Below are 21377 nucleotides of genomic sequence, written 5' to 3'. Positions count from 1 at the left end.
GTCGCGGCATTCGGCGGGCTCGGTGCCGAGCAGTCGCACTCGCCCGGCACCCCGCCAGTCCCGCATGAACGCGCCGGTGGCCTCCTTGTCCAGGTCGGGGAAGGGCTGCCCGCCGACTTGCCGCGGACAACCCGGTCACGGCCGACGCAAAGGCCTTCACCGACCGCGGCGGGCATGCCCGGCCGGGCTGCGGGCACGCGCTTTCGCCGACCTGTCGGGAGGTGCGTTCTGCGGCCGCCAGGCATCACCGTGCGGAGCGGTGCGCCGCGTCGGTGAGGAGGGTGCTCCACGGTGCCACCGCGTGTGCGGCGCAGTCTTACGACTGCGCCGCACAGTTTTACGACGCCGACGTGGAGGACAGCAGCTGTTCGGTCCAGATGGTCTTGCCGTCGCGCGTGTGCCGGGTGCCCCACCGCTCGGTGAGCTGGGCCACCAGGAAGAGTCCGCGGCCGCCCTCGTCGGTGGTGCGGGCCCGGCGGAGGTGTGGTGAGGTGCTGCCGGTGTCGGAGACCTCGCAGATGAGGTGGCTGTCACGGATGAGCCGTAGGGCGATCGGCCCGCCACCGTACCGGTAGGCGTTGGTCACCAGCTCGCTGACGATCAGCTCGGTGGTGAAGTCCATCTCCTCCAGGCCCCACTCGGCCAGCTGGGACGCCGTCAGCGTCCGGGCCCGAGCTGCGGCGGTTGCCTCGACCGGCAGCTCCCACGTGGCCACCTTCTCCGCCGCCAGGACGCGGGTACGGGCGACGAGCAGGGCCACGTCATCGGCAACGGCGTCGGTGGACCGGTCGTGGAGCAACGCGCCCTCCACCGCCCCGCACGTCTCCTCCAACGAGCGGGCGGGCACGGCCAACGCCCCGCACAGATCGGCCAGACTCTCGTCGACGTCCCGCTTGCGCCCCTGGATGAGGCCGTCGGTGTAGAGGGCCAAGAGGCTGCCTTCGGCCAGTTGCAGCTCGGTGGCCTCGAACGGCAGCCCACCCAGGCCCAGCGGCGGTCCTGCGGGCACATCGAGGAGGTGTACCTGTCCGTCCGGCGTCACCACCGCGGGCGGTGGGTGGCCGGCGCGGGCCAGGGCGCAGTGCCGCGAGACCGGGTCGTAGACCGCGTACAGGCAGGTTGCGCCGACGACTTGAGGGGAACGTTCGTCCGTCGGCTCCTGCTCGGCGGCCAGACGGTCCACGAGATCATCGAGGTGGGAGAGGACCTCGTCCGGGGTGAGGTCGAGATTGGCCAGGGTGTGCACGGCGGTGCGCAACCGGCCCATGGTGGCCGCCGCGTGGATGCCATGGCCGACCACGTCGCCGACGACAAGGGCGACGCGAAGCCCCGAGAGCGGGATGACGTCGAACCAGTCACCGCCGACGCCGGTCGTGGCGTCGGCCGGCAGGTAGCGGTGGGCGACTTCGACCGCCGGGTGCCTCGGCACCTCGTGCGGGAGCAGGCTGTGCTGCAGGGTGAGCGCCGTCTCGTGCTGCTGGGTGTAGCGGCGTGCGTTGTCGATGCAGACGGCGGCACGGGAGGCGAACTCCTCGGCGAGTGTGAGGTCGTCCTCCTCGAACGGCTCGAGCCGTTGCGACCGCCACAGGCTAAGCACGCCGAGCACGAGCCCTCGCGCGATCAGCGGCACCACCATCAGCGAGTGGATGCCCAGGTTGAGGGCGCGCTCAGCCCGCTCCGGGTCCATGGAGAGCCACCCAGTGGGGCCTTCCATATGCGCGTCGAGGATCGGACGCCGCTCGGCCAGGCACCGCGCCTGCATGGTCTCCGGCGGGACGTGAATCGTGTGGCCCACCGGAAACATCACCTCCGCCGTGTCCGGCAGGATGCTGCGGACCGCCGCCCGGCGCAGGGGTCCGAACATTTCCTGGACGGGCTCCTCACCGCGGGTCACCGGCTCCAGCAAGTCCACGGAGACGCAGTCGGCAAGGCTCGGGACCGCCACGTCGGCCAGCTCACCCGCTGTCCTCGTCACGTCCAACGAGGTCCCGATGAGGGCACTGGCCTCGTTGAGCAGGGCGAGGCGACGTCGGGCCCGGTAGCGGTCGGTCACGTCCTCGACGGTCTGCGTCACCCCGAGGATCCGTCCGGAGGGGTCCTGCATCCTGAAAGCCGAGATCGACACGACCAGCTCGCGGCCGGGGTCCCGCCGCAGACCGCAGGGCTGCTCGGTGAAGATCGAGGACTGGCCCGTCTCCAGCACCTCCCGCAACTGCCTCATCACCGTGTCGGTGTCCTGCTGGACCAGGAAGTCGCTGGTGCGGAGCCCACGGTGCTGCTCGACCGGCAGTTGGCTGAATCGCGCGATCGCCCGGTTCACTCGCAGGATGCTCAGGTCCGGTGCGAAGACGGACAGACCGATCGGGGAGCGGCGGAACAATCCGTCCAGGACCGACCTGTCCGTCTCCCACTGGATCACCTCCTCGGCGGGCGCGGCGACGAGGAACCATTCGCCGGGGGAGTCGCGCCTCACGATCGCCCGGGCCCGGCACCCCAGCTCCACACGTTGCCCGTCGCGGTGCCGGACGGGCACGACCCCGAACCACCCCCGGTCGCGTACGCATGCCGCCACTGCGTCCATGACGACGTCCCGGTCGCGGGGGTCGACCAGAAACTCGGCCGTCGGCCGCCCGAGCACCTCCTCGGGCGGGTAGCCGAGCAGCGCCTCGGCCCGCTCGCTCCAGCCGACGACGATCCCGTGGTCGTCCAGCACCACCGAGGCCGCGCGCCGCACCGCGAACGGGTCTTGTGGGCCCTCGCTGAACGTTGTCACCGGAGTGTCCATCGCTACCACCCTCACACCTTCCCGGCGGGACCGCGCGTGTGGCGCCGCTCGGGGTGGCTCCTCGACGAGTTCCGGGGGTGCAGAGCTCTGGCGAGGAGCACCGCCACATCGTCCGGGGCCGTGGAGGGCAGCAATCGGTCGAGGATGTGGTCGCAGATCTCGTCCAACGGGCGGTCGAGGTGTCGCAGCGCCTGGGCGAGCTGTTGCATGCCCTGGTCGAGGTCTCTTTCGCGGGCCTCGATGAGGCCGTCGGTGTACAGCACCAGCAGACTGCCGGGGGGCAGTGGCACCTCCTCGGTCTGGAAGTCCTGTCCGCCCGCTCCCAGGGGCGTACCCGGGGGGCCGTCGAGGAACGTGATCGTCCCTCGGGCGTCGGCCACGGCCGGGGGTGGATGGCCGGCTCTGGCGATCAGGCAGCCGCCGGCAGCCGGGTCGTGGACTCCGTAGACGCACGTCGCCATTTCGTTCTCCCCCAGGTCGGCCACGGTGGCGTCCAGGGAGCAGAGGATCTGAGCCGGGAGGATGTCCTGGCGTGCCAGCGTTCGCACCGCTGTGCGCAGCTGGCCCATGACGGCCGCAGCATGGATTCCGTGTCCCATGACATCCCCGATGACCAGACCCGTCCTGCCCTCGGGCAGCGCGATGACGTCGAACCAGTCGCCGCCGACCTCGTGGTCGCTGGCGGGGAGGTAGCGCCCGGTGAGTTCCAGGCCGGTCACTTCCGGCAGCGAGGTGTTCGTCAGGCTGCGCTGCAGCGTGATGGCCGCCTCTCGCTGGCTTGTGTACATGCGCGCGTTGTCGATGTTCAGCGCCGCTCGGGCGACCAGCTCGTCGATGAGCATGCAGTCCTGCTCATCGAACGGCTCGCGGCTGCGGGTACGCGTCAGCACCACGGTGCCGAGCACCGTGCCGCGGGCGACCAGCGGGACCAGTCGCGCGCAGCCCATACGGGTACCGAGGTAGGCACGCAGTCGCTCGGCCTGCGGATCGGGGATCAGCGCGGGGATGTCGGCCTGGTAGAGGTTCATGGGGCGCCCCTCGGCAATGACCTGCTCGTACACCGAGCCGAGCGGGACCTGGAAGGTCATTCCCGCCGTCAGTTTCGCGGTGGGGGCGGACGGATCGGGGAAGGCGGCCGCCATACGACGCACCACACCGTGGGTGGATGCGGCGGCCTCATCGGGGTCGAGCACCGCTTCCAGCAGCTGTACGTCGGCCGAATCGGCCAGCCGGGGGACCAGCACCTGCACCACTTCCTCGGCGGTCTGGCGCAGGTCCAAGGTGGTCCCTATACGCGTGCCGGCCTCGGCCAGCAGGGCGAAGCGCTGCCGCGCCCGCCCGGCCTCGGCCTGCGCCTGCTGCCCGTCGGTGATGTCGATCAGGGAAGCGATCAGTCCCAGAGGCCGGCCGGCGCTGCCGAGCAGCGGAGCGTAGGAGCAGGACCAGGTCCGGTCGTGATCGGGATCGGCCGGAGTGCGACCGGTGCGGCGGACATCGACCACCGCCTTACCGCGATCCAGCACCTGCTGCATCACCGTCTCCAGCGCCGCGGCGCTGCCCCCTGGTGCGACCTCGGCCGGCCGCTTGCCGAGGTGCTCGGCCGCAGACACGCCGTGCATCCGCGCCAGCGCGTCGTTGACCCGCAGAAAGCGCAGATCGGGGCCGAACATGGCCAGACCGATGGGGGACTGGCGGAACAGACCTTCCAGGGCCGCCAACGAATCCCGCATGCGCAACACTGCGGAGGTCTCCACGGCGATGACCAGGACGCCGGTTCCGCCCTGCGGGTCCGCAGCCGGGCAGATCCACATCTCCATCGGCACCAGGTGCCCGTCGCGGTGGCGCACCGAAAGGGTTGCGACAACCGCCTCACCTGCCACGACCCTCTGCGTCAGCTGATCGGCCAGCTCCCGGTTGGGCCCGGGGACCAGTATCGGAATCCCGTACCGGCCCAGCAGCTGCTCCGGCCCGTAGCCGAGCAGGTTCCGGGCGGCGAGCGACCACTCCACGATGCGCCCTTTCGCATCCGACCTCCACAGCGCGATCGGGAGCAGGTCGCGGAGAACGCCCGCGTACCCGACTGCCGACAGGGGGTGATCGGGTACATCACTCGTCGACTGGTGTGTGTCCAACGCAATGACCTCACCCCGGGGTGTGTGGGCCTCGGCCTGCCGACCACTCCCTGGCGATCTCCCCGCCGAGCGCTGCTGACGCATGGGCGATGCAGCGTCCTCGGGTATGGCGACTCTGGGCGCAGCCTTTGTGGGTGCGATTGCTCATATATCAGCCTATCCGAGGCGCTGGCTGGGGCGAACGGAGCCCGGGGACCGCCGGCCGGGCCGTCGACGAACCGGTTGGGCCAGGGCCGTGCCGAACGACCCCTGCCCGTAGCCGCGCGGGACGCGCATCCTGAGAGGTACATGAAGCAGCCGCCGCGCGGCAGGCGCGCGGGCGGCGGAGCGCACTCGGGAGGACCGCCATGACCACCACGACACTGCTCAATGTGCTTCCGAAGGACGGGCGTGACCACCTGATGTCGTTCTCACACGACGTGACCTTCCCCGCAGGCACACGGATCTTTGAGGACGGCGGACGAGCCGATCAGTTCTGGATCATCCGTACAGGCTCGGTCAACCTCGACCTGCAGGCACACGGACAACGCGCAGCGACGGTCGAGACGCTCGGGCACGGCGACCTGCTGGGATGGTCGTGGCTGGTTCCGCCGTACATCTGGCGCCTGGGTGCCGAGGCCTTCACCTTTGTCCGGGCCCACGAGTTCGACGCCGCGGCGGTGCGGGCCCTGTGCAATGAGGATCCTGCGCTCGGACTGGCCCTGACGCGAAGAGTCCTTGAGGTGGTCGCCCACCGGCTGCAGATCACGCGGATCCGCCTCCTCGATCAGTACGCACCGCACGGCAGCGGAACCACGCTGACCGCGGAGTGAGCGAGGCCGGAAGGGGGTGGCAGGGGGAGCGGGCGGTTTGGCGGCTCGTTCGTTCAGTCGTGTGCGACCACGGCGACCGGTGCGGTGGAGTGGTGCAGCACCGCGTGGGTGACCGGGCCGATGTGGCCGGAGTGCGGCGCCTGCTGGATACGCCGGCCGACGACCACCAGTTCGGCATCGGCAGAGGCCCAGACCAACTGCTGTGCGGCCGCCCCGAACACGGCGTCTTCGACAATGTGCACCGAGGGAAACTTCTGCCGCCACGGGATCAGCATGTCGCTGAGCGCCTGCGCGTACTGCTCGCCGGACTCCACAGCTGCGAGGCGGGTGTAGACCAGTGGGGGTGTCCAGCCGTGCACCACCCGGAGGGTGCAGGCACGTCTGGCAGCAGCATCGAAGGCGAAGGAAATGACAGCGTCGCACGCCTGCTGGAGGTCGACCCCGACTACCACGTCGAGGTAGGGGCCCGGCGCGCCGGCTGCCGGGGAATCGGACGGGGGAACGTCCTCTCGCCCGCTCGGTGCCCGTACCACCACGACCGGGCGTTCGGTGGCGCGCAGCGTGGCCAGGCCGACGGAACCGAGGAGGAAGCCAGCGAACCTGCCCAGGCCACGGGAACCGAGTACCAGCAGGTCCGCCTCTTTCGCGGCGATCGACAGCGTGTCGGGTGGCAGTCCTGAAAGCTGCTGGGTGGTGATCTCCAGGTGTGGATGGCGTTGCCGCAGTCCGTCGGCGGCCTCATTCAGCATCCCTTCGGCCTGGCTGTGCTGCACGCCTTCGGGAGAGGAGGCCGGGTCCAGATCCTGTGGCCGTTCCTGCGCGTGTACGAGGCGCAGCGGTACCCCGCGCAGTAGGGCCTCGCGGGCAGCCCACTCGGCGGCGGCGAGGCTTTCCGGTGAGCCGTCGAGACCGACCGTGACGTTGCTGGTCATAAGGGCGACCTCTCGCGCTCGGTTCGTGCCCGAAGGGGACTCCCGAGAGTCCGCGTCAATGTCGGCCGTCGGGCTCCGAGCCGCCCATGTCCAGCCGGAACGGCGGGTATTCGTCCGTCATCAGGGCCGCGTACGCGACAACCCGCAGCACCCATCGGTTCAGCCCCATGATCAGGTCGAAGAGGTCGCTCGGGTACTTCTCCCGGAAGGCGACGACGACGGCCGCGACGATGGTGAACACGGCGATCAGCCCGCCGCCCCACCAGCCGCTGCGGAAGCCGCCCATGAAGAACGCGAGCACGATGTAGTGCGGGATGGCGAGCAGCCACCACTTCACCAGCACCAGGCCGCGGGAGAGCCGCTCCGGATAGGCGATGTCGAGCCGCGCCGGATAGCCGGGCTCCTCGCCGAGGCTGAACGGCGGATAGCGATCGGTGGCCAGCGCGCCATACGCGTAGTAGGAGACGCGCCAGGACCAGCGCAGGACCCCGGCGTTGAAGTCGAACAGCGGCCTCGGATAACGCTCGGTGAACAGGATCGCGAAGAACGCGATCACGCTGACCAGAACGAAGGCGATCCACAGGAAGAACAGCACGATGTAGTGCGGGATGACCAGGATCCACTTCACCAGCCAGAGCCAGCGCGACAACGGCGCATCGAGCACCGCCTCCACGCTGACCGGCCGGTATACCGCCGGAGTCGTCGTCATGACCTTTCACTCCTTCGTGCAATGGCAGTTGACGTCATGGACAGGCCGGGCGGCCCGTCCTACGGAGCTCCCGGGTGCGCGCGAGCTGTACACGGCGTGCTGCCACGCGCCTTCCGAAGCCGCCGCGACCGTGCTCCTGCACATGGCGGGGGGTGCCATGGACTTCGTCACCAGCCATGGTGACCACGTCCTTTCGCGATCGGTCTCTGCCCTGTCCAGCGTGGGGCGGGCGCAGGAGCGCCGCAAGGCCGGCCGGTCCAAAGGAGGGGGTGCTTCGGCCGGGACCACCTGATCGTCTCGGCGTCACTCCGCGTGGTCGGCGCTTGGACGTTCCTCCAGTTCGGGGTGAGCATGGCGACGCTCGACGACGCCAGTGCGATCGCAGCTTCGGAGGGCGAGGAGACGCCCCCATCGTCGCCCCGAGTCGGAAGGAGTTCCCGGACATCGCCTTCAGCGGCCTTCGGATCCCCTTTCCACCTGTAGTTCCTTGAGTTCCGAGGCGACACCCTGAGCCCAGGACCGGATTTGCCCGGTGTCCCGGAAATCGCCGCCGCGTCCCTGTTTGATGATCATCCGGGCGATCCTGCCCCGGGCGCCTTCGAGCAGACACCCGCCGAAGGTGATGTGTCCGCGTGCGTCGAGCAGTTCCGCCGTACGGGCCGCGCCCCGTACAGGTGGGATGTCCCGTTCGCCGGCCGATGCGTCCAGCGGGCCGCTGCTGAAGAGCCACACCGGGCGGTCGGCGAGGTCGCGCCGGTGGCGGCGGGCGAAGCGCACCGCGTCCCGGTGCCAGCGGCCGGCGTACAGTGCGCCGCCGAGCACCACCGCGTCGTACACCGCCGGTTCGATGACCTCTGCGGCCGGGCGCGCCTCGGCCTGGAGGCCCTGCTCGCTCAGAGCCTCGGCGATGGTCGAGGCTATGCCGGCGGTGGAGCCGCTCTTCGTGCCGTACGCGACGAGGACGCGCGTCGTCATGTCAGTCACCTCTCACAGCCTGCGGAGCCACGCCTGGGTGACACCGTGAAATGTCCGTTCCGACGGTTGCGGAAGAGAGTCCGGCGGTGCGTGAGGTTGTCGACGACGGCGACGACCCCGTCCACCTGACTGGTCATCCGCAGCGCCGGGCGGTCTCGGAGATCACTCCGAATGACCTTGTCATCGTCGATCACCGGCAGCCCGCCGATCCGGTGCTCGCCGAGCAGCTGGGCGACCTCCCATCTGCCGCTCGGCGCCGGTCGTCTCGTGCCCTCCTCTTGGCCCGTCGGATTCAGCGTCCGGCCTCCGACGGGCCGGCCCCAGGGGCTGTCCGGGTGCGTGAGGGGGCCGAAGGTCCCGTATCGGGGACCTGGCGGCCCCTGCGTCCGCCTGCGCCGCCCTCGCCGCACGGATGCTGCTCGGCCCCGTTGGGGCGGTTCGCCCTGCTGTTGCCGCCGTTCGTGTCGGCTGGGGTTGCGTGGCGGGTTGGTGTGGTCTGGTGGGGGTGAGGTCTGGGGGTTGTCCAGTTGATGAGTATGACTCCGGCGCTTGCGCCGCTGGCGAGGCCGAAGAGTGCCGCGTTGGTGCCGGGTCGGAGGCGGCCTTGTTCGGTGGCGAGGGCGAGTTGGAGGGGGAGGGTGGCGGCTCCCATGTTGCCGGTGCGGTGGAAGGTGGGGACGACGGTGTCGGATGGGACGCCGAGGCGTGCGCAGAATTCGTGGACGAACGGGACCGAGGGCTGGTGGACGCAGAGTAGTCCGAGTGTGTTCGGGTCGCTGTGCTGGGATTTCAGCCACTGTTTGGCCTGGGTGTCGAGGCCGAGGAACGAGGCCAGCAGCCGGTCGGAGTCGATGTGCAGTCCTTTCGGCAGGCCGGGGGCGTGGTAGGGGTTGAAGAGGGTGGCGGCGGGCCAGCCCGCGGAGTTCGCCATGCTGGTTGTGGCGATGATTCCGGGCTCGGGGGATGCTTCGATGAGCAGGGCCGCGCCCATGTCTCCGCCGGTCAGGGAGGCGAGGGCGGTGCGCAGTTCGTCCGGGCCGGTCAGTGTCCAGCGGCTGAGCCGGCTGAGGGTCTCTCCGCAGGCCACGAGTACGCGCCCGTAGGCGCCGCAGCGGATGAAGGCGTCGGCGACTTCGAGGGCGTTCAGGACGCTGTTGCAGGCGTTGGAGACGTCGAAGACAGGGCAGGTGAGGCCGGTCTTCGATGCGACGATGTGGGCGTTCGCGGGTTCTTGGACGTCGGCGCTTACCGCGGCGAACAGCAGCAGGTCGATGTCGCCCGGTTCCAGTTCGGCCTGCCGCAGTGCCTGGAGGACGGCGCGGGAGGCGAGGTCCGATGGCAGGTCGCCGTCGTCGGCGACGATGCGTTCCTGTAGTCCGTACAGCCGCGTAAGCAGCCGGGCCGGGACGCGTACACCGGGACTGTGCCGGCGCAGGCGGTCCTCGATGGCCTGCGCCGTCTGCCGGCCGGGGGGCAGGTGGACGGCTACCTGCGCGATACGGCTGTGGACACTCATGCCGTCTCCTGACCGGGCCCGGACCGGCCGGGGCCGGGCATGGTGCGGGGCAGACCGCTGACCCTGTGCTTGACCCTGTCGGTGAGCCACAGTGGTGACATTGCATGGAGCGGTACGAGGAGGCGGGCGTCGAGGCCGACGGTGTAACGCGCTCTGGGGCGGCGGGAGGACAGGGACCTGGTGATGGCCCGGGCGACCGGTTCCGGGCCTGGGACACGGCGGTTGACGGCGGTGAACAGGTCGCGCATGCGGTCGTATCCGGCCCCGCCGCTGGGATCGGTTCCGGCGAGGTCGACCACTGCCCGGTCCAGCATCGCGGTGGCGAACGCCCCCGGCTCCACCAGAGCGACCTTCACCCCGGCATGGGCCATTTCAACGCGCAGGCAGTGCGTCAGCGCACTCAGTGCGTGCTTGCTCGCGCTGTACCAGCCGCCCATCGGCCAGGGCACCCGCCCCAGACCGGATGACACGTTCACGATGCGGCCCTCGCCACGACGCCGCATCCCCGGCAGCGCGAGCCGGCAGATCCGCATGGCACCCAGCAGGTTCACCTCCAGCAGATGACGCGCCTGTTCATCGCTCACGTCCTGCAGGGCACCGGCCTGCGGCACGCCGGCGTTGTTCACCACGGCCCATGCACCGCCACCCGTCATCTCTTCCACCCGTGCCATCGCCTCCCGGCAGGAGGCCGGCTCGGCGACATCCAGCACAACCGTCCGCAACCGGCGCCCCTGCGCAGCCGCGACAACGGTCAGCGCGTCCGCCTTCTCCTGGCTGCGAGCCGTGCCGATCACATCCCAGCCGCAGGCGGCCAACATCAGCGCTGTGGCCGAACCGATGCCCCCGGAGGCGCCTGTGACCCCTACGCTGCGCACTGTCCGACGATCCGTTGAGGTACCGGTCGACGCCATCACGCCCCCTTCGATCGATCAGAACGACGCCCTGCACGCGACCCGCACCCGGTGATCAACGATCAGGTCGGTGCGTGGTTGTGGGCCTGTCGGCAGCCATCCGTCTGACCGACCACCAGTCACGCGGCCGTGGCCGATGGGATCGGGCGACGCCGGTAAGGGCCGCTGCGCTTGCACCGGCGGCCGCTGCTCGTGGCGGCCGTGTGAATGCATCGGATTTACCGCGTTGTGGTCCGGACGGAGTTGAGGGTCACGTCTTGCTTGGGTGCTCCGTCGCTCTGGCCGTCCTTGGTGCCGTGCTCTGCGATCGTGCCCAGTACGTCCATCCCCCGGGTGATGTCGCCGAACGGGGTGTAGTTCGCAGGCAGCTGGGTGTCCTTGTACACGAGGAAGAACTGGCTTCCGTTGGTGCCAGGCCCAGCGTTGGCCATGGCGACAGTGCCCGCCGGGTAGGTGGCGCCTGTCAGGTTCTCGTCCTTGAACTGGTAGCCCGGCCCGCCGGAGCCGGTGCCTGTTGGATCTCCGCATTGCAGGACGAAGATCCCATCGGTGGTGATCCGGTGACACTTGGTCCCGTCGAAGTACTTCCTGCCGGCCAGGTGCGCGAAGGAGTTCGTGGTGCACGGCGCCTTCTCGGTTGCGGCGTTGAAGGCGACGATGCCCTGGCTGGTGTTGAGCATGGCGGCGTACGGCTTGAGAGCTGAGACATCGGTGGGCGGCGTCCCCACGTCCCTGGCCGCCTGCCCGGCGGGCGTGTAGCCGCACGTGGGGACAGCCGAAGCCGGCCCGGTGGGCCCGGTGACGAGTCCAGCGACGAGTGCGGCGCCAGCAGCCACGCGCGGAGCGTTCGAAAGCATGGGGTTCCAATCCAAGAGCAGGGACTGGATCTTGATATCGGTGCCCTGCGCTGCTCCGGGGAGAAACGCCGTGCAGGTCCTCCGATCGAGGGAGCAGTCAAACCGGGCGGCGCAGGCGATCGCCCCCGCAGGCCGCGGCCTACAAGCAGATCGACGCACGGATCACTGCCGAGGTCATCACCTCGGCGCTGCGGACATCCACGGTGACACGTCACCTTGCGCGGCTCGTGGCCGCCCGAAGGCAATCGTGTGTTCGAGCTGGCGATGGCAGGATGCACGCATGGCAATGGAACGTGAAGCCCCTTCGGAGCTCGACGCCCGGGATCCTGGGTTTTGGCCTCGCGAGGGCGGGATCCCCAGTGACCTGTTGGTGGCGAAGTCGCTGGTGTACGACCTGAGTGGGTTCACGGCCTCACGTCCGGCGCCTGAAGCGGAGAGCGCCGAGTACGGGGCATACGCGTTCACGCTGGATGGCCTCTCGGTCAGGTTCCGCGTGGCCAGGACAACCCCCACGAAGGTTGGTCAGTTCGTCACGGTGTGGAAGAGATCTACGGCCGGGCCGATCGAGCCCTTCGACGCTGAAGATCCCGTTGATCTGTTCGTCATCAGCACGCGTGAGGGCCAACGGTTCGGTCAGTTCGTGTTTCCGCGGGACGTGCTCTGCGAACGGGGCATTGTGTCGACGAACGGTTCTGGCGGCAAACGGGGCTTCCGCGTCTATCCGCCATGGGTGACGACCACCAACCGGCAAGCCCGCACCACACAGACGTGGCAGTTGAACCACTTCCTGCAGCTGCCTGAAGACGGGCCCATCGACATTGCCCGCGCCCGCGCGCTCTATCACGCCTGCGGCCCGATATGTTCCGCGCGCCCCCCTCGGTCAGACATGTGATGCTCGCATCCGGTTGGCCCCATGCACGGCGCGCCTCGGCCGTGCGGGCGCCGCCCGGTGGAGGATCGGTGGCGCGACGGCCCGGGAAGCGAGCCGCTCGATGCTGCCCGCGGTCGGTGAAGAGGTCCCTGCCATGAAGCTGTTCGACGGCCCGGTGGTCCAGATGCCCTCTGAGCGGGCGATGATGCTCATCAACCGTCGCGACGCCGAGGACAGCGCCGCGCAAAGGCACCGGACAAGCGCCGCAGGGGGTTTCTGGCGAGCGTGGACCCACTGTCGCTTTTCGAGCCGGCCAATGGCACCGGCCGTCGAGGACGCCTGGATTTGTTCGCTGTCCGGCCACCAGCGGATTGGCGACGGGCTCAACGCCACCTTCGCTGCCGCCCCGGCAGGAACATGAGCAAGTCAAGGGGAGGCGAAGGCGGTTACACCCCTCGCGACGGCCACTACGGCGAGGCGGTGTTCAGGCCGGAGCAGGCAGGTGAGGACGACCGTATCGATCTCGGAGCTCTCACCTACGACGACGCCACCCTGACGCGGCTGACAAAGCTGGGCGCCGGCCCGGGATGGCACTGCCTGGACCTGGGCGCGGGAACGGGCACGGTCGCCCGCCGCCTCCTGAGCCAGGGGGGCGTCGCCGCCGTGCTCGCCGTCGACCGCGACGTACGCTACCTCACCGCCCGCCCCACGCCCGGGCTCACCGCTCTGGAGGCGGACATCACCGCCCCGGACTTCGGCCCCGGTCAGTTCCAGCTCGTCCACGCCCGGTTCGTCCTCATGCACCTGCGTTCCTGGCAGCGGATGGTCACCAAGCTGAGCACCCTCGTCGCCCCCGGCGGTGTGCTGGTCCTCGGTGACGCGATCGACCTGACCACCGCGACGGCCCCCACGACCCCGTACACGCAGGTGATGCGGGCCATGTGGCAGGGGCTGAAGGACACCATCGGGACCGACGTCTCATGGGTGCCGGATTACCCGCAGCTGCTGCGGGCTGCGGGTCTTGAGTCCGTGGCGGCGGAGATCCATGTGCCTCCCCTGCTGCCGGGCAGCCCCATCAGCCGCTTCTGGGCAGGGACATGGGACCGCGCGAGGGAGTCGATCGTGGCCACCCGTCTGGCGGACGAGGCGGCGGTCGACGCAGCGATCAGGTATCTGGACTCGCCCGACTGTGCCGCGCTCTCACCGGGGATGATCACTGCTTGGGGCTGGAAGCCGGAGGAGGCCTCACCATGAACACCCCCGCTGACCCTTCGGAGCTGGAGCGCGTCTGGGAACTCCACACCAGCAGCGAGTTCGCCACGCTCGATGTCGATACGACGATGGCCACGATGACCGACTCCCCTGTGGTGCTCCATGTGCCCACGGCGATGGGTGCCCGTGGCCGTACGGCAGTTCGCGACTTCTACCGGCGCTGGTTCGTGGGCCGCAACCCACAGGACTTCACGATCACGCCTCTGACCCGCACCATGGGACACGACCGCATCGTCGACGAAATGCTTGTCTCCTTCACCCACGACATCCACGTGCCCTGGATCCTTCCATCGGTAGCGCCAACCGGGCGTCCCGTCAGGATCGCAGTCATCGCCATTGTGTCTTTCGACGGAGCCCTGATCTCGAGCGAGCACATCTACTGGGACCAAGCCTCGGTCCTCGCCCAGACGGGGCTGCTAGAACCCGAGGCACGTCGGCGGCTTCCGGTCGTGACAGACCAACGGGCCACCTTGACCGACGGCCCCCTCAACCATCTGACGGACAAGGGCAACTGACCCGCAATCCGCACTCGGTCCGGTCCCGGTATGCGTCCAGCAGTTGCGCACGCGGCCGCTGAGGGTCAGGCCCGACGACGGGTACGGAGTGACCGGATCGCCTTCAGCGCGAGGACCAAGCCCGTAAGGGCCAGGCCGCAGAGGGCAGCATTCATGTTGCCGAGCCCGAAGCCGGCAAGGACCACCATGCCGCTGAGGGCGTCGAATAGGTCCAGCCGGGCTTCGGCGCGCGGTTCCGGTTCGGGCCGGCGCATCCGGCGCAGGGCGGAGATGACGGAGAAGAGCTGGAGCACGGCCAGGGCGAGGAGTGCCCAGCGGAGCGCGACGGGTATGTCCACGCCCCGAAATCTAAGGGTCGACCGATCGTCACGAGCGACCGGTCGGTGAACTGCGGACCAAATCCCGTCAGCGAGCCCCGGGTCCCGCCCCGGACGTCCATCCGCTGACTGGGCTTGATCCGCTTTGACGGACATCCGCGATCAGGGGTTCGTCCCCAGACGTGGCCGGTACGGTCGCATACTCCGCCCCCAACAACACGGACGACCGGGACGACAGCGCATACGACGCCCGCCTCGAGCAGATCGGTACCGCCGAGTGCCGCGCCGCAGTCAAGTCCCTTCAGCGTGAGGCACTGATTCGGCGCGAGGCGATGACGGAACGGTACGGCCGGTGGGCCGAGGGCGAGAGAAACACCTTCCGGACCATCGGCAGCGTGGACCGCGCCTTCGAGCTCGCCGTGCTGCGGCTGCCGATGATGTTCTGGATGCATCAGCCGACGGGCGGCTGCGCATCCATACCCACGGCCGCGGCGACTGACGACGTGCTCTACGCATGGGTCGCCAAGGTGACCCGGCTTCCCGTCTACACCGACCAGACCCTCGAAGCCTTCACGCCGTACTTCTACCAACTGGGAACCCAACTCGGGTACGCACAGTTCGTCACCCCGTACCTTGACGGATTGCTGCGCTATCCGGGCATTCAGGAGATCCGCTCCTACGTGCCGCGGGACATCCCTCTGCGTTTCCTGGCCGCTGCGATGGCGGACATCGACCGCTGGGTACGCCACCGCGGCAGCTCGCTGATGTTCGTCGACGGCGAGAACGACGTGGCGGTCGCACAACCCTTCCGCCTGGGCAACGGCACCCACGACTCCTGCGTCTTCAACGTGCCCGGTGCCAATCACCACGTCTCCATCACCGGCTTGCGTCCGGACGACGCCGAACGCCACCGTCGCACTGCGCCGCTGGGCCGGCACGTCCGCGGGTTCGGTGATCGGCGCACAGTCGGGGGTCGACCACCAACGCCGACCTGGCACGAGGGCGAGGGCGACGCGAGCTCGCCCCCGGGCCGCGTCGGGCGCTGGGCCATGGGCCGTAACCTGCTCGGCCCAGCACGCAGGGTCGACGCGGCCCGCGCGGGGGCGGGCGAGGGCGGCGCGTATGCGGAGGCGGTGGCCGCGGTGCGGACCGACTGAGCTGGTCCCGCCGACGTCAGTCCTTGCCGTTGGGCTTGTCTCCGCTGTCCGCCTTGCTGCCGATGACCTTGAAGTCCTTGTCGAGGTGTACGTCGGCCTGCTTGTGGTTGTCGAGGGTGACCTCAACCTCGTAGTAGCCGTCCTCGTCGCCGGCCTCGGTCTCGGTGACCTTGCCGCCGCCCGTGTGTGCGAGGGCGGCGGCGCTCGCCTTCTCGAGCGCGGGTCCCGTGATGGGCCTCTCGCTGTCGTCCCCGCCGCTCGTGGCTACGGCGATTCCGGTGCCACCACCGACAAGGGCGACCGAGAGCGCGGCCCCGACGATCCACTTGCCTCTGCGCTTCATGCCGAATCCTCTCGCCGAAGACCCCCGTGCGCCGTACGCTGCGCGCGGCCGGTCCTGCGGCTTCATCGTGCGACACGTCCGCTGAACAGAGGCTGAACGAACCTGAACGCATGGTCGGCTGGGTGGGGCTGTCGGCGAGCTGTAGGTGACCTGTCGATCGCCGGTGCGACCTTGGAGCAAGGGTCCGTGCGCCTCTGTGCGCGGACGTTCGCAGCCGTCCGGTCAACCTCAGCGCAACGAGCCCGCTGTCATGTCGCCCGTACGGCGGGGCGGCCGCTGACCCCGGTTCGCACCTTCGGGGCCGGAACCGCAGGCTGGATCAGCGGGCGTTCGGTGCGAAGCGGTCGAGGAGTGCGTCCAGGCCGGCCGCCAGCCCCTCCGGGCCGCCGTGTTCGGCGATGGCCGGGGCGGTCTTCCGCAGCCGGGGAAGTTCCTGGACGGGCATGCGGTGCAGGCCGAGCCGGAACGCGGGCTCGGTCTCCTCGGAGTTGTCGACCATGGCCTGCAACTCCACGAACGCGTAGCCGAGAATCCAGGCAGTGATCGCCCGGCAGACCATGGAAGCGGTGCTCTCGTCCAGTCCCGCCTGTTCGAGGAGGACAAGTACGCGCTCGTGGTCCTTGAGTACCGCGAGTGGCCGGCGGGCCAGAGGTACGGCCAGCATGCGGGTCGCCAGCAGGGGAACCACATGCGGGTGCGCCATGGCCACCTGGTGGGTCGCCCGGGCGACCCGGTGCAGTTCGGCCCGCCAGTCGGGTTCCGCGCCGAGCGGGTCGGCTGCCAGCGCTACGTCCAGTTCCAGATAGAGGGCTTCGACCAGGCCGTCCAGCATCGCGTCCTTGCTCGACGCGTACCGGTAGAGGGTCATCGCCTCGACGCCGAGCTCGGCCCCCACCCTGCGCATGCTCATCGCCGAGAGGCCCTCGCGGTCGACCAGTTCGAGGGCGGTGGCCAGCACGCGTTCCCGGCTGAGCCGACCGTTGCGGCCCTGGTGCCGGATGCGGCGCACGCTCGCGCTCCGTCCCTGCTCGGCGTCCTTGTGGTTCTTCGCCATGTCCGTTCTCCAGACTGGAGCGGGCCGCCCCCGTCTCCTCTTGACTGAAGGGAGGAATCGGATGAAGGTGTATGTATACATTGTAAACCGGATGCGTTGGAGAGCGCGAGCAATCTCCGGAAGAGGATGACGATGATCTCCGTTCAGGTGAGCCGGTCTCGGACACCTTCCGTCCCCCACCCGCTGCGGCGGGCAACCGACTGACCCCTTGCCGGTCCCGGGCGTCCCTGCCCTGTGCGGCAGGCCGCAGGCCGCGGAGCCGCGGGCCGCCGAGGTGCTCATCCCGCTCGGCGTGCCTCGGACGGGCTCGCGTTCTCCGCCGGCGTGCGCCGTGCAGCCGCGCGCCGGCCGGGTGGAGCCCCGAGGCGCCGGCGCGCTCGCGCGGCCTCCTCCCGCACCACCCGCGGTCGTCGCACAGGTGACGCCGACGGCGGGGGCGGCTGTCCAGCGAATCGGTACGTGTGGCCCCGACGTTCCAGGTGCGGGTCCGAGCACAGGCCTGACGGAGGCGAGTCCTGATGGCGTACCTGACGTCGGCCCGCTCCGGCAGGTCCGGCTTCCGTCTCCCGCACGGCGAGCCGGCCGGGATGCCGGCTGCGGCACGCCATCTGATGCGTCACCGGCACGCGTACGACGCGGTGATCGACTTCCAGAACGGCATCCCCTTCTTCTCGCCCCTGTTCACCCCGCGGTGGACAGCCGACATCTGCGTCATCCACCACATCCATCAGCAGCAGTTCGACGTGCGCTTCCGGTGGCCCCTCAACATGCTGGGCCGGGGCCTGGAGAAGCAGCTCAGCAGGCGGGTGTACCAAGGGCGCCCCGTGGTCGTGGTCTCCCCGTCCACGCGGTAGGGGACGCGGCGCGATCTCGGGTTCCACAATTCGAGCTACATCGTGCCCAACGGACGGCCGGAACCGCCCGTGTCCGTCGGAGCACCCGATGCCGATGCCACCCGCGGCTCCCATGGAGAACATGACCTTCCACCCGAGCGCCGCCGCCACTCAGCAGGCCGGATTCCGGGCCTGCAAGCGCTGCCGGCCCGACACCAGCCGACAAACGCTGCTGCTTCTTCTGACAAAGCCGGCGGTGCCCGAAACGAGCCAGAGCGGCACGGCTGCACCCTGGTTCCCGTCAGGACGCCAGCTGTCCGCATACCTCGGCGGCCAGCCCGTCGGCGGCATCAAGCGCAGCCGCGAGTGCGTCCGGGGCAGTGCCTGGCACGGAAAACAGCCCGTGGGCCCGCGCGGCGAAATCCAGGGGAGCGGCCGGAAGTTCTCCAGCGGCCTGGACTGCCCCTTTTTCGTTCAGCACCCAGCTCCCGGCGTGAGCGTGGAGGGCCTGCACGAGAAGCCCAACCGCACGGAAGAGGCTGCCGGCGATATAGAAGGCGTCACCGTCGGCCATGCCCTTGCGGGCAATGGACAAGGTGAACGGGACCTCCCATTGTGCATGGGCGATGAGCGCTTCGCGCAGCGGCTTCGGATAGCTGTGAGTTTCCTGCTGCAAGCCCCGCAGCTCACCGCTGGGGTCGGCGAGGATGCGCGCAAGGGCTACCTCGCCGACATAGGCGTGGGAGTACACCCCCAGTGGGTGGCCGGCCTGGGTTCCCACCTCGTAATGCCCCGCCTGGCACTCCTGCCAGATGCGGTGTACCCGGTCCAGGTCGCGGTAGATCCAGTCCACGCGGTGGCCGTCGACGGTCAGCCAGGCGCCGCCGTCCACCCACGTTCCCCACCCGCCCGGCTCAGTTACCTCAACTGATCCGCCGGTCAGCTCGGCCGCGAGCAGACGCAGGGTGGCGGTATCCAACGGCGGCCGGTAGTACAGGCCCAGGTCAAAGTCGGAGTCCGGACGGTGCGTTCCCCTCGCCCGGCTGCCTCCCAGGCACACCCCGACAACTCCGCTGACGTCGGTCAGTCGATTCGCGATCTCCACCAAGCGATCCACAACCCAGAGTCTGCAGAACCGGGCCGGCCTCTGCGACCGTTTTTCGCTCGCCCGCAGCCCTCGGGATGAAAGATCGGTGAGGTCTCTCGCACGGCGGGAGGCACCGGCTTTCGCGCTGTTCTCAGGCATCCGTGCGTCGTATGTGCAGATGGCCATCGAGAGGGAAGGAGGGCGGTGCTGCGGGCAGGACTCTGTCGAAGTCGTAGCCGCTCTTCTGCGCAACGCGGCACGATGCCAGGTTGTCCTCCTGATGAAGGAGTTCGAGACGTTCCAGCCCGTCGGCCGCGAAGGTGTCGAAGGCCCAGCCGGTGAGAACCTCCAGAGCGCGGGGGGCCACACCCCGCCCGCGAGCGTGCGCCGCGGTCCAGTAGCCCACCTCGGCTGACGGTTTGCCGGACGTGATTTCCTTGAGGACCACGTTGCCGACCAACTGCCCGTGAGTTGACTCGGGTTGTGCTTCAAGGACTGCGAAGCCGAACCTGTCTCCTGCCGCCCAACCCCGCTGCTGGGCCTGCACCCACCGCGCCCCGTCAGCATCGTTCTCCACGGGAGAGCTTGTCCATTGGCGCAAAGCGGGATCCGCGGACACCTCAACCAGTGCGGCAACGTCCACCACGCACCAGGGTCGAAGGACCAGAGCGGGAGCGGACGGCGTCGCGCCCGCCTGCAGTATGACGGCGGCGTTCACCAACCGATCATATCCGGCAACGTTCCCACCTGACGCTGACCAAGCCCGTCCCACGCCCCCTCGCGACCGGCCCACTGTCGCCGCACCCGGACACGCAGAGCCCGGACGGACCACTCGAGCACCGGTGGTCGGACAGTCCGACGGGCTGGCCGAGTAGGTGCGCCTCACAGGGGTGGCCGCGCGGGGTCCGTGCCGGTGTGGTGCGGCAGTCGATTCGCCAAGGGGCCCGGCAGGGTGGTCTGAGCGTTGCTCTGTGGGCGGCCTCGGTGGACCCGGCCGCTGCGAGCGGCCCGCCGCCGGTCCCGTACACAGCGAGGACCGCGGTTCAGGCGGGTCGGGTCTCCGTTCCAGTTACCCATCCGCGGACCGGTCCGGTGCCCTCTCTATCCGCGAGCGCAACGTGTTGGCGCCCCTGCTGCTGGACGGCAAGTTGGCCACGGCCGAGCTGAAGCTCCGCTACTGGCTGCTGCAGGGGCACACGTGCTTCCCCGTCGTCATACCGTGGCGGCCCCGGCCCCATGCGTCGGTGCGGTCATCGGCTCCGTGGCAGAGCGCTGGTGGGGGAGCGACGGTACCGAGAAGACCCGGCCCGTGATCAGCGGCGGCGTCCCCGGCCCGCGCGGCCAACAGGGCGAAGCTTGAGGTGACCACCGACTCGGTGGTCACCTCGTTCGCGCTCGTCCGGGCGGGCGCCACGACCCACTCCACCGACAATGACCAGCGCCGCGTGCCGCTCACGTTCCGCCTGACAGGCACGGAGACGTACGAGGTCACGGTGCCGGCCGACCGGGGCGCGGCACTGCCAGGCACGTACTTCCTCTTCGCGCTGAACGCCCAAGGGGTGCCCAGTAAGGCCAAGATGCTCAACCTGGGCTGAGGCCCGCTGCCCGAGTGGCTTCCCCCTGGGGGCAATGCCGGGGAGCGTCAGGCCCCGGCCTCAGTGATGTTGACCATCCAGCCGATCCCGAACTTGTCCGTACACATGCCGAATACGTCGCCCCACATCTGCTTCTCCAGCGGGACCGACACATTGCCCCCGGCGGACAGCTTCTCCCAGTAGCCGCGCAGCTCGTCGGCGTCGTCGCCGCTCAGGCTCACGGCGAAGTTGTTGCCGGGCTTGTGTTCCGTGCCGGGAGGGTTGTCGGCGCCCATGAGTGTGAAGCCGCTCGGGGTCTCCAACTGGCCGTGCATGATCTTGTCGGCGTATCCGGGCGGCGCCTCGGAGCCGAAGTCGCCGAAGGTGTTGACCGTCAGGGTGCCTCCGAAGACGCCCTCGTAGAACTCCATGGCTTGCTTGGCGTCACCGGCGAAACTGACGTACGGGTTGAGTCGAGAGGCCACAGCATGATCCTTTCGTGATGGTTTGTCAGGATCACACAGTAGTCCCGGGCGGCCCTCTGGGCAGGTTTCTGCGCCGCCATGCCGCGAGTGGTGTGCCGCTATGAGCCCTGTTTGCGATCTCATCGAGGCGCGGGAGCGGTTCGCGTGGGCGGCCGGGCGCGCCTCAAGGGCTCGGGACCTGGCGGGTGACCATGGAGTGTCGTGCGACGATTCGTCGGCCAGCAGGAAGCCACGAGCAGG

The 21377-nt window shown here is 69.3% G+C and carries 22 protein-coding genes and 1 pseudogene; 9 read left to right on the top strand and 14 right to left on the bottom strand.

Features of this window, described 5'->3' with window-relative positions:
• Positions 1–337: 337 nt before the first annotated feature.
• Both SLUN_RS02200 and SLUN_RS02195 read right to left on the bottom strand, forming a co-directional pair.
• On the bottom strand, positions 338–2785 hold the full coding sequence (locus SLUN_RS02200; protein ID WP_108154455.1) for a SpoIIE family protein phosphatase: 2448 nt from the start codon (positions 2783–2785) through the stop codon (positions 338–340).
• 11 nt (positions 2786–2796) lie between these two features.
• Positions 2797–4917, bottom strand: coding sequence for a SpoIIE family protein phosphatase (locus SLUN_RS02195; protein WP_108146915.1), 2121 nt, complete (start codon positions 4915–4917; stop codon positions 2797–2799).
• A 347-nt stretch (positions 4918–5264) separates the two neighbouring features.
• Between SLUN_RS02195 and SLUN_RS02190 the strand changes: the two genes are divergently transcribed.
• Complete coding sequence (locus tag SLUN_RS02190; protein ID WP_108146914.1) at positions 5265–5729, top strand: cyclic nucleotide-binding domain-containing protein; 465 nt, start codon at positions 5265–5267, stop codon at positions 5727–5729.
• A gap of 53 nt (positions 5730–5782) precedes the next feature.
• Here the strand turns inward: SLUN_RS02190 and SLUN_RS02185 are convergent, their stop codons facing one another.
• The 6 genes from SLUN_RS02185 to SLUN_RS02155 all read right to left on the bottom strand — a co-directional run bounded on the left by SLUN_RS02185 (position 5783) and on the right by SLUN_RS02155 (position 11608).
• Positions 5783–6661, bottom strand: a complete 879-nt coding sequence (locus SLUN_RS02185; RefSeq protein ID WP_108146913.1) for a universal stress protein — start codon at positions 6659–6661, stop codon at positions 5783–5785.
• Positions 6662–6716: 55 nt separating this feature from the next.
• On the bottom strand, positions 6717–7370 hold the full coding sequence (locus tag SLUN_RS02180) for a DUF4389 domain-containing protein (RefSeq protein WP_108146912.1): 654 nt from the start codon (positions 7368–7370) through the stop codon (positions 6717–6719).
• Positions 7371–7820: 450 nt separating this feature from the next.
• Positions 7821–8345, bottom strand: coding sequence for a flavodoxin domain-containing protein (locus SLUN_RS02170; protein ID WP_108146910.1), 525 nt, complete (start codon positions 8343–8345; stop codon positions 7821–7823).
• Between the two features lie 292 nt (positions 8346–8637).
• Entirely contained in the window at positions 8638–9861 is a 1224-nt protein-coding gene (locus SLUN_RS02165; RefSeq protein ID WP_108146909.1) for a 3-oxoacyl-ACP synthase III family protein, read from the bottom strand.
• Positions 9858–10736 (bottom strand): SDR family oxidoreductase, encoded by an 879-nt coding sequence (locus SLUN_RS02160; RefSeq protein ID WP_159100157.1) that lies wholly within the window; start codon positions 10734–10736, stop codon positions 9858–9860. The genes SLUN_RS02165 and SLUN_RS02160 overlap by 4 nt, the downstream gene beginning before the upstream one ends.
• 254 nt (positions 10737–10990) lie before the next feature.
• Positions 10991–11608, bottom strand: coding sequence for a peptidylprolyl isomerase (locus SLUN_RS02155; RefSeq protein ID WP_257153633.1), 618 nt, complete (start codon positions 11606–11608; stop codon positions 10991–10993).
• Positions 11609–11909: 301 nt separating this feature from the next.
• On the opposite strand from SLUN_RS02155, the gene SLUN_RS02150 reads away from it, so the two are divergent.
• From SLUN_RS02150 to SLUN_RS02135, 4 genes are all read left to right on the top strand, one after another.
• Positions 11910–12521 carry a MepB family protein gene (locus SLUN_RS02150; protein WP_254710047.1) on the top strand — a complete coding sequence of 204 codons (612 nt, stop codon included), beginning with the start codon at positions 11910–11912 and terminating at the stop codon, positions 12519–12521.
• Between the two features lie 133 nt (positions 12522–12654).
• Positions 12655–12921 carry a hypothetical protein gene (locus SLUN_RS02145; RefSeq protein WP_159100156.1) on the top strand — a complete coding sequence of 89 codons (267 nt, stop codon included), beginning with the start codon at positions 12655–12657 and terminating at the stop codon, positions 12919–12921.
• The gene (locus tag SLUN_RS02140) at positions 12918–13754 is read left to right on the top strand and encodes a class I SAM-dependent methyltransferase (protein WP_108146905.1); all 837 of its coding nucleotides are present in this window, start codon (positions 12918–12920) and stop codon (positions 13752–13754) included. The genes SLUN_RS02145 and SLUN_RS02140 overlap by 4 nt, the downstream gene beginning before the upstream one ends.
• Positions 13751–14287 carry a nuclear transport factor 2 family protein gene (locus SLUN_RS02135; protein ID WP_108146904.1) on the top strand — a complete coding sequence of 179 codons (537 nt, stop codon included), beginning with the start codon at positions 13751–13753 and terminating at the stop codon, positions 14285–14287. Before SLUN_RS02140 ends, SLUN_RS02135 begins: the two co-directional genes overlap by 4 nt.
• A gap of 65 nt (positions 14288–14352) precedes the next feature.
• Here the strand turns inward: SLUN_RS02135 and SLUN_RS02130 are convergent, their stop codons facing one another.
• Positions 14353–14625, bottom strand: coding sequence for a hypothetical protein (locus SLUN_RS02130; protein WP_108146903.1), 273 nt, complete (start codon positions 14623–14625; stop codon positions 14353–14355).
• A 161-nt stretch (positions 14626–14786) separates the two neighbouring features.
• On the opposite strand from SLUN_RS02130, the gene SLUN_RS02125 reads away from it, so the two are divergent.
• Positions 14787–15761, top strand: coding sequence for a serine protease (locus SLUN_RS02125; protein ID WP_257153632.1), 975 nt, complete (start codon positions 14787–14789; stop codon positions 15759–15761).
• 16 nt (positions 15762–15777) lie between these two features.
• Here SLUN_RS02125 and SLUN_RS02120 read toward each other — a convergent pair whose 3' ends face one another.
• Both SLUN_RS02120 and SLUN_RS02115 read right to left on the bottom strand, forming a co-directional pair.
• A complete protein-coding gene (locus SLUN_RS02120) occupies positions 15778–16104 on the bottom strand; it encodes a PepSY domain-containing protein (protein WP_108146901.1) in 327 nt (108 codons plus the stop codon).
• Between the two features lie 319 nt (positions 16105–16423).
• The gene (locus tag SLUN_RS02115; RefSeq protein WP_108146900.1) at positions 16424–17158 is read right to left on the bottom strand and encodes a TetR/AcrR family transcriptional regulator; all 735 of its coding nucleotides are present in this window, start codon (positions 17156–17158) and stop codon (positions 16424–16426) included.
• A 518-nt stretch (positions 17159–17676) separates the two neighbouring features.
• Here SLUN_RS02115 and SLUN_RS02110 point away from each other — a divergent pair.
• Both SLUN_RS02110 and SLUN_RS40775 read left to right on the top strand, forming a co-directional pair.
• Positions 17677–18012 (top strand): hypothetical protein, encoded by a 336-nt coding sequence (locus SLUN_RS02110; RefSeq protein WP_108146899.1) that lies wholly within the window; start codon positions 17677–17679, stop codon positions 18010–18012.
• A 70-nt stretch (positions 18013–18082) separates the two neighbouring features.
• Positions 18083–18211, top strand: a pseudogene (locus SLUN_RS40775) (Ada metal-binding domain-containing protein); the annotation flags it as partial.
• Between the two features lie 81 nt (positions 18212–18292).
• On the opposite strand, the gene SLUN_RS02100 reads toward SLUN_RS40775, so the two are convergent.
• Together SLUN_RS02100 and SLUN_RS02095 are read right to left on the bottom strand one after the other, a co-directional pair.
• The gene (locus SLUN_RS02100) at positions 18293–19108 is read right to left on the bottom strand and encodes a nucleotidyltransferase domain-containing protein (protein ID WP_108146898.1); all 816 of its coding nucleotides are present in this window, start codon (positions 19106–19108) and stop codon (positions 18293–18295) included.
• Between the two features lie 121 nt (positions 19109–19229).
• Positions 19230–19724, bottom strand: a complete 495-nt coding sequence (locus SLUN_RS02095) for a GNAT family N-acetyltransferase (protein WP_371413897.1) — start codon at positions 19722–19724, stop codon at positions 19230–19232.
• A gap of 715 nt (positions 19725–20439) precedes the next feature.
• On the opposite strand from SLUN_RS02095, the gene SLUN_RS40770 reads away from it, so the two are divergent.
• Entirely contained in the window at positions 20440–20673 is a 234-nt protein-coding gene (locus tag SLUN_RS40770) for a galactose oxidase early set domain-containing protein (RefSeq protein WP_257153631.1), read from the top strand.
• A 47-nt stretch (positions 20674–20720) separates the two neighbouring features.
• On the opposite strand, the gene SLUN_RS02085 is transcribed toward SLUN_RS40770, so the two are convergent.
• The gene (locus tag SLUN_RS02085) at positions 20721–21137 is read right to left on the bottom strand and encodes a VOC family protein (protein ID WP_108146896.1); all 417 of its coding nucleotides are present in this window, start codon (positions 21135–21137) and stop codon (positions 20721–20723) included.
• Between the last annotated feature and the right edge of the window lie 240 nt (positions 21138–21377).

The organism is Streptomyces lunaelactis (assembly GCF_003054555.1).
Taxonomy (GTDB): Bacteria; Actinomycetota; Actinomycetes; order Streptomycetales; family Streptomycetaceae; genus Streptomyces; species Streptomyces lunaelactis.
Note: the sequence above shows the minus strand (reverse complement) of the source record. Positions and strands in the feature narration are given on the sequence as shown.

What these genes read in the sequence shown, in the direction of transcription:
- SLUN_RS02185 (WP_108146913.1), bottom strand. Translation starts at nt 6,661, where the DNA reads ATGACCAGCAACGTCACGGTCGGTCTCGACGGCTCACCGGAAAGCCTC.
- SLUN_RS02200 (WP_108154455.1), bottom strand. Translation starts at nt 2,785, where the DNA reads ATGGACACTCCGGTGACAACGTTCAGCGAGGGCCCACAAGACCCGTTC.
- SLUN_RS02165 (WP_108146909.1), bottom strand. Translation starts at nt 9,861, where the DNA reads ATGAGTGTCCACAGCCGTATCGCGCAGGTAGCCGTCCACCTGCCCCCC.
- SLUN_RS02170 (WP_108146910.1), bottom strand. Translation starts at nt 8,345, where the DNA reads ATGACGACGCGCGTCCTCGTCGCGTACGGCACGAAGAGCGGCTCCACC.
- SLUN_RS02145 (WP_159100156.1), top strand. Translation starts at nt 12,655, where the DNA reads ATGAAGCTGTTCGACGGCCCGGTGGTCCAGATGCCCTCTGAGCGGGCG.
- SLUN_RS02120 (WP_108146901.1), bottom strand. Translation starts at nt 16,104, where the DNA reads ATGAAGCGCAGAGGCAAGTGGATCGTCGGGGCCGCGCTCTCGGTCGCC.
- SLUN_RS02115 (WP_108146900.1), bottom strand. Translation starts at nt 17,158, where the DNA reads ATGGCGAAGAACCACAAGGACGCCGAGCAGGGACGGAGCGCGAGCGTG.
- SLUN_RS02180 (WP_108146912.1), bottom strand. Translation starts at nt 7,370, where the DNA reads ATGACGACGACTCCGGCGGTATACCGGCCGGTCAGCGTGGAGGCGGTG.
- SLUN_RS02110 (WP_108146899.1), top strand. Translation starts at nt 17,677, where the DNA reads ATGGCGTACCTGACGTCGGCCCGCTCCGGCAGGTCCGGCTTCCGTCTC.
- SLUN_RS02135 (WP_108146904.1), top strand. Translation starts at nt 13,751, where the DNA reads ATGAACACCCCCGCTGACCCTTCGGAGCTGGAGCGCGTCTGGGAACTC.
- SLUN_RS02150 (WP_254710047.1), top strand. Translation starts at nt 11,910, where the DNA reads ATGGCAATGGAACGTGAAGCCCCTTCGGAGCTCGACGCCCGGGATCCT.
- SLUN_RS02140 (WP_108146905.1), top strand. Translation starts at nt 12,918, where the DNA reads ATGAGCAAGTCAAGGGGAGGCGAAGGCGGTTACACCCCTCGCGACGGC.
- SLUN_RS02190 (WP_108146914.1), top strand. Translation starts at nt 5,265, where the DNA reads ATGACCACCACGACACTGCTCAATGTGCTTCCGAAGGACGGGCGTGAC.